Source organism: Capnocytophaga gingivalis, from assembly GCF_002302415.1.
Classification (GTDB): Bacteria; Bacteroidota; Bacteroidia; order Flavobacteriales; family Flavobacteriaceae; genus Capnocytophaga; species Capnocytophaga gingivalis.
In genome coordinates, this window is sequence record NZ_CP022386.1 from 850,610 (window position 1) to 865,955 (window position 15,346).

The window sequence follows — 15,346 nt, forward strand, 5'->3', positions numbered from 1 at the left end:
TAACAACAAAAAGACCAATAGCTGAGCTATTGGTCTTTTTGTTGTTATTGATTATTAATTAAATGTATATCGTATGGTAATTCCTGAACGAATGGTCGTCATCGGATAAGAGGTCGAAATAGCATATTTCGAGAAAGAATAATCGAAATAGAAGATTCCCGATAGGTTCTTGGAGAAAGCATAATCCGCTGTAAAGCGTGCCAGCCAGGAAGTTTGTCCATTGGTTACCTGATTATCGTCCAATTCCATATTGCGAATTACAGTATAGTCACTACGTAAGGCTATATCTGCCTTGAGGTTCAGGTCACTTTTGATAATCACATCACGCCCATTGAAGCGGGAAGCGAAGCTAATATCCTTAAAGCGGTAACCCAATCCTATACGATATTCACGGCGCATAAGCTCAGTGAGGTAGTTGTTGTCTAAGCTAATAGAGATAGTCCTATCACGGCGTATTTCTCCCATAATACTTAGCGAGTTCTGTAGCTCAGTATCTATACGTATCAGTGGAGAGAACTGCTCTACCAAGTTCACATTGGTGAAGAGTTTTTCGCTGCGGAAATTACCCCCTTGGTCTAACTGATCTGGGTTCTGGTAATACTCCAAGTTGGTACGGAAATCACTTAGTGCATAGCTTGAACGATAGCCATGGGTAAGGGAGAAGCGGCGGAAATTGTGCTTGATAAACTCCAATCGCATCAGTCCTGAATAGCGTACTGTCCATGCAGGAATAGGAATACTGCGGAAAGCACCCAAAGAAACCCCCTCGGCACTACGCCCTGTATAAGCGGCATAGAAGGCAGGCATCAGTACCGCTTGACTATTCTTACCATAGCCCTTAGGGAAACCATCAGCATCTATATTGTTCGGATTCGAAAGGTCGATACCTCGCTGTCTGGCCAATCGATTGGCTATGGTAAGCCTATTCTCCTTGAAAGTCTGGAAGGTCTTGGAACTATACTCATCCGATGGTGTAAAGGCCGTAAGAATCATATTATCCGAAATCACAAAGTTACCTGTGGTATTGCCTATCAGCGGATTGTAATAACCATTGATGGCATTAAAGGTCTCTGTGAAGTTATCTATATACTCTCGATCGGCTTTCAGGTCTATCTGTAGGTCATAGGCAGGTTGCAATCCAGCGGTAATATTAAGAGTCTTATTGGTAGAGCGAACAAACTGATCATTGAAATCAGCAAAATTGGTCAGCCAACCATGACGCCCTGCCTCATAGCGAATATCATCTTGCCAGCCAAAGGCAAAAGGCAAGGAAGGTTTGGAGGTACCAAAGAAGCCTACTTGTGGTAGATACCCTGGTAGCATGGTACCATTGGTCTCGGTATAGCTTACCCCTACACGCTTGATCATGGTTGCAAAACGCAAGAGATGATCCTTCAACGTTGTTTTCTGTCCTAATCCCTTGTTCTTCACTCCTAAAGTGGTATAGAAGCGGTCGAAGGTCATATTGGCAGTGAAATTATGGGTATTGGCATTCTGTACTTTATTGATCTGATGTCCTGCTACTTCCATAAGAGCATCAGAACCTCGTTGCCAATCGAAATCTCCTGTATAGGAATACGATGCCTTGACAAAGGAAAGGTAAGGCAACTTATCCAAAGGCAATTCGTAGTTGAGCTTGAAGGCCGACATGAAGTGGTTTGGAGTTCCTGGATTCCAGAAGTCATTCCACAAGGTAAGCTCTTTGTTCGTCTGGCGCTGTCCATTCTCCCAAGTATAATAGTTGCGAACAATATTGCTATTGGTCACATCATAGCTTAGCTTGAGCGACTTGGTCAGTGAGTAGTTCAGACCATATTGCCAATCAAAGAGGTAGTTGCGTTGTTGCAACTCTGGTAGAGGCACCTGATTGTTCGGATTCACTCCCAAAGGATACACCTCTCTAAACTGCTGACGGGCAAAAGTTCGTGTAATGGTAGGCCCTATATAGATATTGTTAGGCAATAGGTTGAAATTCACTTCCGATAACCATTTGAGATATTTATTGGTATTAACCTTCTGATTGGTTTTGAAGGGAGTCCATTTCACCTGTTCGAAGGCATGGGCATAGAGTACCCCTGTGCGCACATTCTGTTCCCTTTGGTTTTCTATCTCAAAATCATGGTGATCCATCTCATTATAAGCATAGTTCACCGTAAAGTTCTCTATACTATAGAACTTGGCTTTCTGCTCTTCCCCTAAATTCTTCTTGACTCCTATCAGGGAGATTCCTCGTCTGAGAGTATAGTCCTCAGCTTGGCGCTTGATAAGGTCTTTCTGCTCTTGAGTCTGTGCAGCATTGATGCGATCTTTGAGCTTAATATCCTCATACTGAGGGTCATATTCTGGTGTAGCTACAGAGGATGAACGGTTTAGCCCGATAGGCACTTGCATATTCCATTTTTTAGGGAAGAGCTTTCCTGCATTGATATTCATCATAGCATCAAGCTGTCTGAGTTCCTTGCGACTGCGCTCATTAGGTTTCTGTTCTACCGTACCAAAGCCTACAGTACTTATCTTACCCGTTACGGACATCTCCATGAAGTCAGCAGCATTGAGGTCTACGGCAGCTATCCCTGCCCAGCCTCCTTTGTTCTCAAGCTCTGCCATGCGCAATTCGTTGAACCACACTTCTCCACATACTTGATTGGAGGTAGCATTCTTGACCCCTACCATAATCACTTGTATATCAGCCAAAGACGGATTCCCCTTGATAGCATAGCGGTTCTGCCCAGCCACATGTGGGGTAGTACTTGGCGAAGAAATCAGGTTCAGTGCTGCATCATAATAGGTAAGGTTGGCCAAGTTACCGCTATTGATTCCCTTTGCTTTGATCTGGGTAAGAGCATCCATAGGAATATCGAATCGGTTCTGAGTAGGCCATATAGCATCGGCTAAGTAAGCTCCTGCTGGGGTTACCTGTAGGGGTAGCTCTACCTGATAGAAGTTCTCTGAAAGATCTGAGCCTAAGCGCACAAAGGCGACCATCTCTCCATCGGCAAGAGGTTGGTTCTTATAGCGCTCAGCATGAACAAACATCTTGATACGCTTGTACTGCCTTAGGTCGGCATTGAGGTTTTTATACACCCCACGTGCATCTCCTGTATTAAGGTCACATACGGTATAGGAGAGGGATTGCTCATTTTGGCTAACTATTGTATTATTCTGATTGATCTGCTCTCTGTATACTCCTGGTGGCATACGATATGGGATAGGCTGGCGAGTTTCGTTCTCGATAAGGCTGACCGAACCAATCTCGGTGTGGGTACCTGTGCCAGGAGCTGAAAGATCATCCTTGAGAGACTTGGTATAGTGTCGCCAGTCACCTCGTACCAGATCCAAAGTACCAAAGCGCAAAACTACATCGGAAGAGAAGCCAGTAAGGTACATACGGATGTGAGTTACCGAGCGGAGGTCTCCCCCACCACCATATTCTCTTCGGTTGGCATCTTTTACAGGTATCTTATACTGAATCCAACGGGCTAAAATAGGTTGTCCACTTGGGGTCTCAGCATATACCTCTCGGATATCGCTCACATAGCGATCGGTACGTTGTACATTGCCTCGGATAGGAACACGGTATTCGTAATAGCTATCCACAGTACTCATGGTATTGTCCTTATTAATATCCTCTACATCAGGGGTGAGTGAGGCTGCCTGACTATTCCCAGCTACAGGGGAATTTCCTTGGGTACCATTATAATTATAGTATCGACTAAGGATTCCTCCACTACGAGAGAGGTAATACTCATAGTTGTCCATAGCTGGGTCATTAGGGAACTCTGCTATATTATTGGCATAGATAGCTCTCTCCTGTGCATCAGTAAGACCATCTAAACCAATATCTTGCAAGGCTCTATTTTCTGTATTGCTGTCAAAAGCATAGAGGAGCGACTGTGCCACTGGAGTTTTCCCCCAAGTGGTTGCATAAGTGGGTGACTGTATAGAAAGTCCTGGTAATCCGTTTTCATATTGCTTCCTACCATCCTTGAGAATATCCTCAGAAATATTTCCTAAGTCAAAGACCAATTCCCCTGATATTGAAGGGGTAAATTCGCCCGAGGTATAAGGATCTAATACCCAGAATTGTATATATTCTATATTGTTTTCCTCAAAATTTGTTGCTGAAACCCCTCGCATAATACCTCCCCATTTGTCAGTAGCAGCCACAGAGGCCATGGCTGTAGGGTTGTTATTGTAAGGACCTTTAGCCGATGGGTAATAAGCTAGGTCTAAGGTATTCTGTACCAAAAGGTCTCCCTGTGCTAATTCTCGCTCTGGGAATATTTCTTTGACATAGATACGGCGGGTACTGTTTTTGGATATTTCAGTAGCACTGACATCACTAGGCTTATTATTGGTATAGAATACAGGATCTATAGTATACCAAGCCAATTTGGCACGACCATAGCCATTCTTTAAGTTCTCTGGATCATCAGGGGCAGTACCATAGAGAGTTTGGTTAGGGTAGGCTCCCTGACCAAAACGCAACGGAGTACTAGCCATTGACCAAGCTCTGAAACCGCGTATATCTACGGTAGTTTGCGCTCCCTCGAAGTCGTCGAGATAAGCGGTAGATTCTCCATCGAAATCGGTACTCTTAGGAGCACTAGGGCGCAAGAAAGCCACCTCTCCCCTTACGGAGATATTCGAAGGCACATCGCTCTGCAGGGAAGGTACCTTGTTGAGCAAGCGGGTAAGGAAAGGCAACTCTGTGGAATAGGTTCCTCCAAATCCAAAAATGGTATTGTTCACCGGTTCTTGCCCATAATTAGCTTTCTGAGTATAAGGGCGCTCTCGCATATTGATAAGCGAACCGCCTATGATGAACTTATCATTGAACTTATGCTCTATATTCACCCCCATAAAGCGGCGGCTTTGCCCTCCAAATATTAGGTTATTCTCTACAGATACCTGTATTGGCATATTGGAGTTCTCTATCGTTGGGTCTATGATTTGTACGGTTCCTTGTTGGTAATTCACTACATAGTCTATCCCTTCCTGTAGGATACGCCCTCCTACAGTTACACGCACTGAACCGCGAGGCACATTGTAGGCTCCCAAGGAAATGCCTCGGCTTCCTTTGGACTTGTAGCGCCCCTTGAGGGTGAATTTGTTCTTCTCAGCATCCTCCAAGGCTTTTGCCTTGATATCAGTATAGAGCGAACGGAATACGTATTTCTTCTGGTTGGCATTCCATGCCGTTGAGGTAGATTGGTAGGCGGTAGGATCTTGATAACGATTCCCGCCTCCGAGCTTATCATAGAGATACTTCCCAAAAGGCTCTACCTTGGTAAAAATAATCTTCCCATATTCAGGGTCTATAGTGATTCCTTCGACAAAGTCAAAGAAACCGTCTCCCCCATCCTGAGGGTCGTTATAGGCATTGAGTCGGTCAAAATTGAAGAGTTGAAGAAGGATCTTGCGGGTTAGTTCCCTATTCCAAGTGGTTTCATCTACAGGAGAAATATAGTTCACTGGCGAAGGGTCATTGTAGAAGATATTTAGGCGGAAGTTCTCGGGGTTGATCTGTGCGGTATTGAGAGAATATACGTTCTTCATCATCAGATTCCAGATAGGGTCTCCCACTACCAAGCGGTTACTCTTGAGCATCTTGAGTACCAAACAGTTATTAGTAATTTTGTTTTGCCCTGCTATATAAGCATTGGTGGTTGCGGATATCCCATCATTGGCAAACTCTCCTACTTGGTATACATTACCTTCGTAGGTATATTGGTAAGCCACTGCCAAGACTTCATCGTTATTAAGTCGCTGGCTCAGGGAGATATATCCTAATTGCTTATTCACCTTGAAGTCTCGTCCTTCTTCGAGTTTTTGGGCATTTTCCAATACGGCATAGTCAAATCCTTCATTGACCAAGGAAGACATGGATCCAAACCCAGAACGAATGGTGGCGACATCTCGGATATTTTTTGTCAATACAGACTGGGGAGAATCCATACGAGTAGGATCGTACATATTAGCCTCATTGGTAGGTCGATCTCCTATGGATCCACGGAAGAAGCCCACTGGGGCATTGCCTGCTATACGGGTATTCTCCGCTTTGGCTTCTCCTAAGTCCTGTAGGGCTACTATGTTACGAATGTTGGCAGTACGGTTGGAGCGATTGGTTGCCCACACTTCCACACGCACGATTTGCACTTTACTACGTATATAGGGATAGTTCTCAAGGGCGCGATCGTATTGGTCTCTGAAGAATTGAGAGAGAAAGTAGTTGCGGTTTTCGTCATAATCCAGGGCACGTATCTCAAAGTCTTGTAGAGTACCTCCCCCTTGAGCAGTGACGGTTTGGGACTGAGAGCGTTGTTCGGAGAAGACACCCGTTACTCGGGTACGACCGAACTGAAGTTCTGTCTTCACTCCAAAAAGGCTTTGGGCACCTGTAATCAGAGAGCTATTCAGTGGTAGGCTCACGTTCCCCAGTTCTACCTTACGCACAATATCGTCTTCATTGGGGGTGTATTCAAGCTTAAAAACATTCTGAAAATCAAAAGTTGCTTGGGTATCATACATAGCACTCAGTGATAGGCGTGTCCCTATCTTCCCCTGTATCCCTAAGCTAATCCTCTGATCAAAGTCAAGCCCATAAGAACTTCTGTATTCAGGACTGATGGATGGGTTGTCATTCTTATTATAGCGTATCCCAAGGTCAAAAGCTACATTTCCCTGTGGGATGATATCTATATTGTTCCCACCAAAGATGGACTCAAAGAGCTCTGATTTTACATAGAACTCTGGAAGCAAATCTCGCTGTGTATTGGCCGATTGGGGATTAGTAGCGGGCTGCATAGCTGCATTCTTCTCTCTGAAATACAAGCCCATACGCTCACGAAGCACCAAGTTCTCATACTCCTTGGGAGTGAGGAACATAGGAGTAGAGATATCATATGTCCCTACCTTTTCCGTATATACATACTTGTCCAAAGCGGCATTGTACTTATACTTTCGAGAGATTCTATCTGAATCTTTTAGCAACAAACGCCTCAGCGAGGTACTTGTCCTAACGGTATCCTTGACTTTTTCCTGGGGGGTATCCTGCTGTGCCCTAAGGGTAAGAGTAGGTGTGAGCAAGAAAAAGAAAAACAACTGTATGACTAATTTCCCGTTCATCTTTGTTTATAATTGTTTTAATGCTTGTTTGATAAGCTGTTCTACAGAGAATTCTTGTCCTGATTGGGTAAGGATTTTATTGACTACGGCTTCGGCCGCTTTCCTTGGATAGCCCAAAACTTCTAAAGCAGCCAGCGCTTCTTCTTTGCTTGATGGGCTTTGTGACGCCGTTACCAAAGAGGCGTTATCGCTTGTGAGCTTAACCATCTTCTCCTTCAGATCCAATATGATTCGTTGCGCTGTCTTAGCACCTATCCCCTTGACTGACTGTATGGTACGTACGTCTGAATTGACAATCGCACTCTGAAGCTGTGCCGGAGATAGTGAGGAAAGCATCACTCGGGCAGTATTCGCCCCTACACCTGATACAGAGATAAGTAGCGAAAAAATCTCTCGCTCGAACTTATCAAAAAATCCAAAAAGCGTATGTGCATCTTCCTTTATTTGCAAGTAAGTATATATCTTCAACTGCTGTGTATCAGACAATTGTGAAAATGTATGCAATGAGATATTCACCCAATAGCCTACCCCATTACAGTCTATAACAAGGTAGGTGGGTGTCTTCTCTACTAAGCATCCTTGTAGATGTGTTATCATAGGCTTGTGCTTTTTTATTCCCCATTGTGCATGAAATCATGCTTTTGCATAAGCTGCTCCTGAGTCTCCTTACAATTCTCATCTGGAATACAACAATCCACAGGGCACACAGCAGCACATTGTGGTTCCTCATGGAAACCTACACACTCAGTACATTTGTCGGGGACTATATAGTAATAGTCATCACTGATAGGCTTTTGTACCTCATCGGCATTAGCATGCTTTCCACTGGGCAAAATGATATTCCCACGGAGCTTGGTGCCATCACTATAGCGCCAATCATCAGCGCCTTCATAAATAGCATTGTTAGGACATTCAGGTTCGCAAGCCCCACAATTGATACAGTCGTCTGTTATTATAATTGCCATTTTTTTATTTTTTAGTAATAAAGTAATGTCAGAATTGGGGGATGTTTTATTGAGGGCAAAGATACAACATTTTCTTTGGCAAAAAGGAAAAACTATCTATTTTTAACAAAAAAACTGCTCACGTGTTTTTCACGTAGAGCAGTTTTATGCTGTATATATAGGTTATCCCCTACAAATCAATCATTTGTATTGCTGTGATTGCTGCTTCTATTCCTTTGTTTCCGTGCTTACCTCCGCTCCTATCTATGGATTGTTGGAGAGTGTTATCGGTAAGCACACAGAAGATTACTGGAATATCTTGGGTGGCATTCAGGTGGGCTATCCCATAGGTAACTCCTTGGCAGACAAAGTCAAAGTGCTTAGTCTCTCCCTGTATCACACAACCTATGACAATTATGGCATCCACAGCCTGCTCTATCATACGCTTAGCACCATTGACCAGCTCAAAAGCCCCTGGCACACTCCACTCTATGATATTCTCTGGCGAGAAACCACAATCCAAGAGGGTATCCACGGCTCCCTTACGCATATTATTGGTAATCTGTCCATTCCATTGAGAGGTGATAATCCCTACTCTCTTACCCACAACCGATGGCAGAGAATCCTTATCGTAAGTAGATAGATTCTTGTTCTCTGTTGCCATATTATTGGTTCATAAGGGTTTTTACACGGCTGATTTGCATATCTGCTGAAGTAGCTTCTTGGGATTTAGGATAGTCGTTTTTGATTTTCTCCAAGTACTCCAAAGCCTCTTTATAGTTCTTTTGCTCTTCTGCAACAAGAGCTGCTTTGTTCATATATATAGGAGCTGTAAGAGTGTTATCACTCTTATCAATAGCTTTTTTGTAATAATCCATTGCTTCTTTAGGTTGCTTAAGGGCTACAAAAGCATCTCCTATATTCCCTAAAGCCAAAGCACTTAGTATAGGATCCTCTGAAGAGAATTTGTCCAAGTGGGTTACCGCTTCCTTGTATTTGTTCAATTGTAGATAGGCCATTCCTGCTGAGTAATAGGCTACATTGGCTGCTTTGCTGGAAGAATAATCCTTAATCACTTGTAGAAATCCTCCATGACTCTTATCTCCATTGAGAGAAAGAGTAAATAGAGAATCGCGCTGTGCTGTTGTAGGAGCATTGAGAGCTTCATCAAATACGGTAAGGGCAAAAGATAGTTTTTCTGAGGCCTCAGTCTCTCGTGGAGTGGATACAAATTGTTTATATAACATATATCCCAAACCTACCACTACGACAGCTACCACGGTCAAGAGAATAGAACGCTGATTTCTCTGCACCCATGCTTCTGTCTTTCCTGCTTTCTCATCCAATGTCTGAAACACTTCTGCAGTGGTACTCTCATGTGATAATTGCTCGCTAGTGAGCTCTTTGGTTGGCTCTTCTTGTTCTCTTTCTTTCTTTGTTTGTCGCCCAGGACGATAGTTATTCTTCTTGTAAACTGACATAAATTTTTTGCTTTAAAAAGATTTTGCAAAAATAAAATTTTTATTTGTAATAAAGGGTGTTTTTCTCAATATTTTTTTATAATTTGCGCGAGTTTTTTCAAGCCCCTTTTTAGATGTTCCTAAAACGACTTTACATATTGAATTTCAAGAATATAGAAAGCCGAGACTTTTCTTTTTCTCCCTCTCTCAATTGCCTAATTGGTGACAATGGAGTGGGAAAAACGAATTCTTTGGACGCTATTTACCACTTAGGAATGACCAAAAGCTACTTCTCATCGTCTACTTTGATGAATATTCGTTTAGGGGAAGACTTCTATCTTATCGAGGGAAATTTCGAAAAAGAGGGACGGGAGGAGACGGTCGTTTGTAGTGTAAAAAAAGGTCAAAAAAAAATCCTCAAACGCAATGGCAAGCTTTATGAGAAACTCGCCGATCATATAGGCGCCTTCCCTATAGTGATTATCTCACCCTCGGATCGTGACCTTATTCATGAAGGAAGTGAGGCGCGTCGCAAATTCTTGGATGGACTTCTGAGCCAGCTATATCCAAGCTACCTCGATACATTACTTAGGTACAACAAGGTCTTAGCCCAGCGCAATACCTTACTCAAGTCCTTTCATGAGGGGCAATACCTTGATCCTGACACACTTGATATCTATGATGACCAGCTTTCACTATATGGAAACAAAATCTTTCAGGTGCGTTTGGCTTTTCTTGAGTCTTTCCTACCTATCTTTCAGGAGCAGTATACACACCTCTCCCAAGGGAAAGAACAGGTAAGCATCCGCTATGAGAGCCGCTTGCTTGGACAGGATTTCAAGAACCTTCTCAAGGAGAGTTTCCCTCAGGATAGTGCCGCTCAATACACCACTGTAGGAATCCATAAGGATGACCTCCTCTTGGAAATCAATGGGCAATTGGTCAAGAAGTTTGCCAGCCAAGGCCAACAGAAATCATTCCTTATCGCACTGAAATTAGCTCAGTTCCATTGTTTGTATAAGCAGACAAAGACCACTCCTATTCTTCTATTGGACGATATTTTCGACAAACTGGATTCCAAGCGTGTCGCACAGCTGATTTCCTTGGTTACTCGTCCACCCTTTGGACAGGTTTTCCTCAGTGATACCGACAAAGAACGTACGGAAAACATAGTAAAAGAAACAACCTCTAATTACCATCTTTTTTATTTGTAGAAATTTATCTACAAATATTTTTGTGTAATTAAAAAAATTCCTATATTTGCACCCTCAAACTGCATATTAGAATGAAAGATAAAAAACGCGATCTAAAAGCGTATGATATTCACTTTGCAGGATTAAAAGATGGCGAACATCTCTTTGAGTATCAAGTAGATAATCATTTTTTTGAGTTCTTTGATTATCATGAGTTCAATAGTGTTAATCACTTAGTACAGGTGCGCTTACAGAAGAAAAGTACACTCTTAGAGTTGGATTTTTCCGCTCAAGGCACTATCAATATCAATTGTGATATCACTGATGAACCTTTTGATCTCCCCACTCAGGCTCAGTCTCACTTGGTTGTCAAGTTTGGGGAAGAATATAATGATGATAATGAAGAGCTGCTTATTCTCCCTCAGGGAGAGCACACTCTCAATGTAGCTCAATATATCTATGAGATATTGGTACTATCAGTACCTGCAAAGCGTGTGAATCCTAATACACAGAGTTTTGCACAAGCCATGGAAACTCTTGAGGCACTCAGTCCAAAAGAACTTGACGAGGCTGAAGATGATTCCCAAATAGATCCTCGATGGAACGAATTAAGAAAATTGTTGAACAAATAAAAAAATAAGAAAATGGCACATCCCAAACGAAGACAATCCTCTACACGCAGAGACAAAAGAAGAACTCATGATAAAGCTGTAGTTCCTCAAATAGCTAAAGATGTAACTACAGGTGAGTTCCACCTATACCACCGCGCTCACTGGTTTGAAGGTAAGTTGTACTACCGTGGTCAAGTCCTTATCGACGAAACTCCTAAAGAAGCTCAAACCGAAACAAAATAAACAAGAGGTTTTTTTATAAGAATGTTATAAGAACTCTTCCCCTTTTTTAGGGAAGGGTTTTTTCATGTAGATATATAGGGGGTATTTGTTATGTTTTTATAAAGACACCCTTTTTTGCATAAGCGAAATATCTAAAGCAATGCTTCCTTAGCAAGAGAGTCGCTACAAATCTATAAAAATCAAAAGACTATCCCCTTTTAGAGGATAGTCTTTCTTTATGAATTATAAAATAGACATTGCTATTTATTTGTACATCACTTTCTTCACAGCTTTGATTACATCCTGTGCATTAGGCAACCATTCTTGTAACAAGGCTGGTGAATAAGGTGCTGGAGTATCGGCGGTAGTGATACGTTGGATAGGAGCATCCAAATAATCGAAGATATGTTCTTGTACTTGGTAAGTAATTTCTGAAGATACAGAACCAAATGGCCATGCTTCTTCGAGAATCACCAAGCGGTTAGTCTTTTTCACAGAAGCGAAGATAGTTTCCCAGTCCATAGGGCGAACTGTACGAATATCTATGATTTCACATTCTATTCCTTCTTTAGCCAATTCCTCTGCTGCTACAAAGGCTTCTTTGATAATCTTACCAAAAGAAACAATAGTTACATCCTTTCCTTCTCGCTTGATATCGGCTACACCAAGTGGAATAGTGTATTCTTCTTCTGGCACTTCTCCCTTGTCTCCATACATTTGTTCTGACTCCATGAAGATTACAGGATCGTTATCACGGATAGCTGATTTGAGCAATCCCTTAGCATCATAAGGAGTAGAAGGTACTACCACTTTGAGCCCTGGACAGTTCGCAAACCAGTTTTCGAAAGCTTGTGAGTGGGTAGCTCCCAACTGTCCTGCAGAAGCGGTAGGACCACGGAATACGATAGGAATATTAATCTGTCCTCCAGACATTTGGCGCATCTTGGCTGCATTGGAAATAATCTGATCCATTGCGACCAAAGAGAAGTTAAAGGTCATAAACTCTATGATAGGACGACATCCATTCATGGCAGACCCTACTCCGATTCCTGAAAACCCACTCTCTGCAATAGGGGTATCTATGATTCGCTTAGGACCAAATTCGTCCAACATCCCCTTGGAAGCCTTGTATGCTCCATTATATTCTGCTACTTCCTCTCCCATGAGATAAATAGAAGGATCACGACGCATTTCTTCACTCATTGCTTCGCAAACAGCTTCTCTGAATTGTATTGTTCTCATTGTATTTATTTTATATCAATCTTTTAATGACTAATGGTTTATGATCAACAGTTAGCTACTAAAACCTTCTAAAGACCTAAAACCTTAGAATCGTGCAAAGTTACGTATTTTTTTTATTTTACACAAAATCTGTTATCAATTTTGCGATAAAATTTATTTGTTCTTTGTCCAATTCTGTGTGCATAGGCAAGGAGATAACTTCCTGTACCAGCTCATTGGTAGCAGGAAAATCCACTTCACGATAGCGACTATCCTCATAGGCTTTTTGCTTGTGCAAAGGTATCGGGTAGTAGATACCAAAGGGTATTCCATGCTTTGTGAGGTGTTCGGCCAAGGCATCTCGCTTACCGCCTAATATACGTATGGTATATTGGTGGAATACATGCGAGGTATCTCCCTGAGGAATCTCAGGGGTGATGATATTTGGATTGCCCTGCAACCCCTCGGTATAGAGACGAGCAGCTTCTCTTCTCTTTTGGTTATAGCTATCCAAGTGTGGTAATTTGGCACGAAGCACACAGGCCTGTAGAGAGTCCAAGCGAGAGTTCACCCCTACTACATCGTGATGATAGCGTATATACATCCCATGATTGACTATGCCTCGTAGGATATGTGCCAACTCATCATCATTGGTAAAGATAGCTCCCCCATCTCCGTAACAACCTAAGTTCTTGGAAGGGAAAAAGCTGGTAGCCCCTACATGTCCTATAGTACCTACTTTCTGTTTGCGCCCATCACTCCAAGTGAAATCAGCCCCTATGGCTTGTGCATTGTCTTCTATGACATAGAGGTTGTACTCCTTGGCTATCTGCATGATAGCTTCCATATTGGCCGGACGACCGTATAGGTGTACTGGTACGATCGCCTTGGTCTTAGGAGTAATGGCCTTGCGAATTGCTTCTATATTTATATTAAAGGTATCTTTATCCACATCTACCAGAACAGGGGTAAGTCCCAATAGGGCTATCACCTCCACTGTAGCCGCAAAAGTAAAATCAGCAGTGATTACTTCATCACCTCTTTTTAGGCCTAAGCCCATCATGGCTATCTGGAGAGCATCAGTTCCGTTGGCACAAGGAATCACATGCTTCACCTGCAAATAGGCTTCCAATTCCTTCTGGAATGCCTGTACCTGAGGACCGTTGATAAAGGCAGCGGAATCCAATACTTCTGCAAAAGATGCTTGTATTTGTGCTTTCAAGGGTTCATATTGCCCTTGCAAGTCTACCATCTGAATTTTCTTCATGGTCTTTGTTTTTTATCGCCTGCAAAATTACGAAATAATGATTAATTTTTAATGATTAATGATTATTTTTTTTACTATAGAGTCGCATAACCTTGCGCCCTCTATCTCTCATAGGATAAGCGAGCTTTTTCCTGTTATTTAAAGAAATGTTAAATATATAAATTAGACCAAATACAAATAATATCTTTGCAGCCTGAAATTTTCCTATATGAAGTGTTTTGCAATAGTTCTTTTTTTCTTCTTCTCTTGGAGTTATAGTCAGCAACAACTGCTCTCTGGAGTGGTACAAGATGAAAATAAGACACCATTATTAGGCGTGAGTATCATAGATAAAAATACAAAAAAATGGGCTATCACCGACGAAAAGGGACAGTTTTCTCTCCCTTTCTTAGAAGAATATGATCTTGATATTCAGCTTTTGGGCATGGAAAAGAAAACACTCAAAGGAAGAGATACTTCTATAATCATCACTCTCAAGGAAGAGACGCTCTCCCTTAAGGAAGTTGTGGTTACTGCAGATAAGGTTAAGGACAAAACCAGCTCAGCCATTACCTTGGACAAATATGCGATCTCTCAGTTCCAATCGCTTTCCCTATCCGATGTACTCCAACAGCTCCCAGGGCAGGCGATCAAGAATATTGACCTGACAGCTCCTAAAAGTATTCAACTGCGTTCTGCACTTTCTTCGCTTAACAACGCTTTTGGGGTGGGCTTCATCATAGACGATATGTATATATCCAATGATGAAAATATGCAATCCTATGGCTATACACGTATAGGTGGAAGTAATACTGCGGCTTTCTCTCATATGAATAGTTCTATTGACCTACGTACCATTCCCGCGGCTAATATAGAGAAGGTAGAAGTGATCAGTGGTATTGCCGATGCTAAGTATGGCAATGCTACCTCGGGTCTTATCATTATAGAGCGCAAAGCGGGAGTCTCTCCCTTACAGCTCTCGGCTTCTATGGTAGGAGGTGGAAATACGATTAATGTACAAAAGGGTTTTAAGCTACCTAAAAAATGGGGAAGCCTGAGCCTTTCCTTGGATTACCTCAACTCCAATAGTGACCCTCGCAACGATCTAATGTCCTTCAACCGTCTCTCTGCTACAGGTATATGGAGTACTTTCAATGCTTCTCAAAAGCTAAAAAATACCCTAACACTCTCAACAAGCAGAAACTTAGATGGCAGTAAGCAGTATCAAGAATTGGACGATACCTTTCGCAATGGTTCTTCCAAAAAGGAATATAGCTACTCACTAAGCAATCGTGTCTCTTGACAGATAGATAACTCTTGG

At 42.3% G+C, this 15,346-nt stretch carries 11 protein-coding genes; 4 read left to right on the forward strand and 7 right to left on the reverse strand.

All coding sequences use genetic code 11. From position 1 onward, the window contains the following. Nucleotides 1–54: 54 nt before the first annotated feature. The 5 genes from sov to CGC50_RS04060 all read right to left on the reverse strand — a co-directional run bounded on the left by sov (nt 55) and on the right by CGC50_RS04060 (nt 9,553). Nucleotides 55–7,128 carry a T9SS outer membrane translocon Sov/SprA gene (gene sov / locus CGC50_RS04040; RefSeq protein ID WP_095909785.1) on the reverse strand — a complete coding sequence of 2,358 codons (7,074 nt, stop codon included), beginning with the start codon at nt 7,126–7,128 and terminating at the stop codon, nt 55–57. A 6-nt stretch (nt 7,129–7,134) separates the two neighbouring features. Further along, nucleotides 7,135–7,725 (reverse strand): Holliday junction branch migration protein RuvA, encoded by a 591-nt coding sequence (ruvA, locus tag CGC50_RS04045; RefSeq protein WP_095909786.1) that lies wholly within the window; start codon nt 7,723–7,725, stop codon nt 7,135–7,137. Between the two features lie 14 nt (nt 7,726–7,739). Beyond that, a complete protein-coding gene (locus CGC50_RS04050; protein WP_002670062.1) occupies nt 7,740–8,093 on the reverse strand; it encodes a 4Fe-4S dicluster domain-containing protein in 354 nt (117 codons plus the stop codon). Between the two features lie 169 nt (nt 8,094–8,262). Continuing rightward, nucleotides 8,263–8,736, reverse strand: a complete 474-nt coding sequence (gene ribH, locus CGC50_RS04055) for a 6,7-dimethyl-8-ribityllumazine synthase (RefSeq protein ID WP_095909787.1) — start codon at nt 8,734–8,736, stop codon at nt 8,263–8,265. Between the two features lies 1 nt (nt 8,737). Continuing rightward, nucleotides 8,738–9,553: a tetratricopeptide repeat protein gene (locus CGC50_RS04060; protein ID WP_095909788.1), complete on the reverse strand. Its 816-nt coding sequence runs from the start codon at nt 9,551–9,553 to the stop codon at nt 8,738–8,740. Nucleotides 9,554–9,666: 113 nt separating this feature from the next. Between CGC50_RS04060 and recF the strand changes: the two genes are divergently transcribed. From recF to rpmF, 3 genes are all read left to right on the forward strand, one after another. Beyond that, complete coding sequence (gene recF, locus CGC50_RS04065) at nt 9,667–10,746, forward strand: DNA replication/repair protein RecF (protein WP_095909789.1); 1,080 nt, start codon at nt 9,667–9,669, stop codon at nt 10,744–10,746. A gap of 71 nt (nt 10,747–10,817) precedes the next feature. Continuing rightward, entirely contained in the window at nt 10,818–11,357 is a 540-nt protein-coding gene (locus tag CGC50_RS04070) for a YceD family protein (RefSeq protein ID WP_095909790.1), read from the forward strand. A 12-nt stretch (nt 11,358–11,369) separates the two neighbouring features. Continuing rightward, nucleotides 11,370–11,579 carry a 50S ribosomal protein L32 gene (gene rpmF / locus CGC50_RS04075; RefSeq protein ID WP_002670042.1) on the forward strand — a complete coding sequence of 70 codons (210 nt, stop codon included), beginning with the start codon at nt 11,370–11,372 and terminating at the stop codon, nt 11,577–11,579. 243 nt (nt 11,580–11,822) lie between these two features. On the opposite strand, the gene CGC50_RS04080 is transcribed toward rpmF, so the two are convergent. Continuing rightward, nucleotides 11,823–12,800, reverse strand: a complete 978-nt coding sequence (locus tag CGC50_RS04080) for a pyruvate dehydrogenase complex E1 component subunit beta (protein WP_095909791.1) — start codon at nt 12,798–12,800, stop codon at nt 11,823–11,825. A gap of 118 nt (nt 12,801–12,918) precedes the next feature. After that, nucleotides 12,919–14,046, reverse strand: a complete 1,128-nt coding sequence (locus CGC50_RS04085) for a DegT/DnrJ/EryC1/StrS family aminotransferase (RefSeq protein ID WP_095909792.1) — start codon at nt 14,044–14,046, stop codon at nt 12,919–12,921. A 208-nt stretch (nt 14,047–14,254) separates the two neighbouring features. On the opposite strand from CGC50_RS04085, the gene CGC50_RS14040 reads away from it, so the two are divergent. Then, nucleotides 14,255–15,328: a carboxypeptidase-like regulatory domain-containing protein gene (locus CGC50_RS14040; protein WP_232781187.1), complete on the forward strand. Its 1,074-nt coding sequence runs from the start codon at nt 14,255–14,257 to the stop codon at nt 15,326–15,328. Nucleotides 15,329–15,346: the final 18 nt, after the last annotated feature.

Coding starts and splice junctions, on each gene's coding strand:
- sov (WP_095909785.1), bottom strand. CDS start 7,128: ATGAACGGGAAATTAGTCATACAGTTGTTTTTCTTTTTCTTGCTCACA.
- ruvA (WP_095909786.1), bottom strand. CDS start 7,725: ATGATAACACATCTACAAGGATGCTTAGTAGAGAAGACACCCACCTAC.
- CGC50_RS04050 (WP_002670062.1), bottom strand. CDS start 8,093: ATGGCAATTATAATAACAGACGACTGTATCAATTGTGGGGCTTGCGAA.
- ribH (WP_095909787.1), bottom strand. CDS start 8,736: ATGGCAACAGAGAACAAGAATCTATCTACTTACGATAAGGATTCTCTG.
- CGC50_RS04060 (WP_095909788.1), bottom strand. CDS start 9,553: ATGTCAGTTTACAAGAAGAATAACTATCGTCCTGGGCGACAAACAAAG.
- recF (WP_095909789.1), top strand. CDS start 9,667: ATGTTCCTAAAACGACTTTACATATTGAATTTCAAGAATATAGAAAGC.
- CGC50_RS04070 (WP_095909790.1), top strand. CDS start 10,818: ATGAAAGATAAAAAACGCGATCTAAAAGCGTATGATATTCACTTTGCA.
- rpmF (WP_002670042.1), top strand. CDS start 11,370: ATGGCACATCCCAAACGAAGACAATCCTCTACACGCAGAGACAAAAGA.
- CGC50_RS04080 (WP_095909791.1), bottom strand. CDS start 12,800: ATGAGAACAATACAATTCAGAGAAGCTGTTTGCGAAGCAATGAGTGAA.
- CGC50_RS04085 (WP_095909792.1), bottom strand. CDS start 14,046: ATGAAGAAAATTCAGATGGTAGACTTGCAAGGGCAATATGAACCCTTG.
- CGC50_RS14040 (WP_232781187.1), top strand. CDS start 14,255: ATGAAGTGTTTTGCAATAGTTCTTTTTTTCTTCTTCTCTTGGAGTTAT.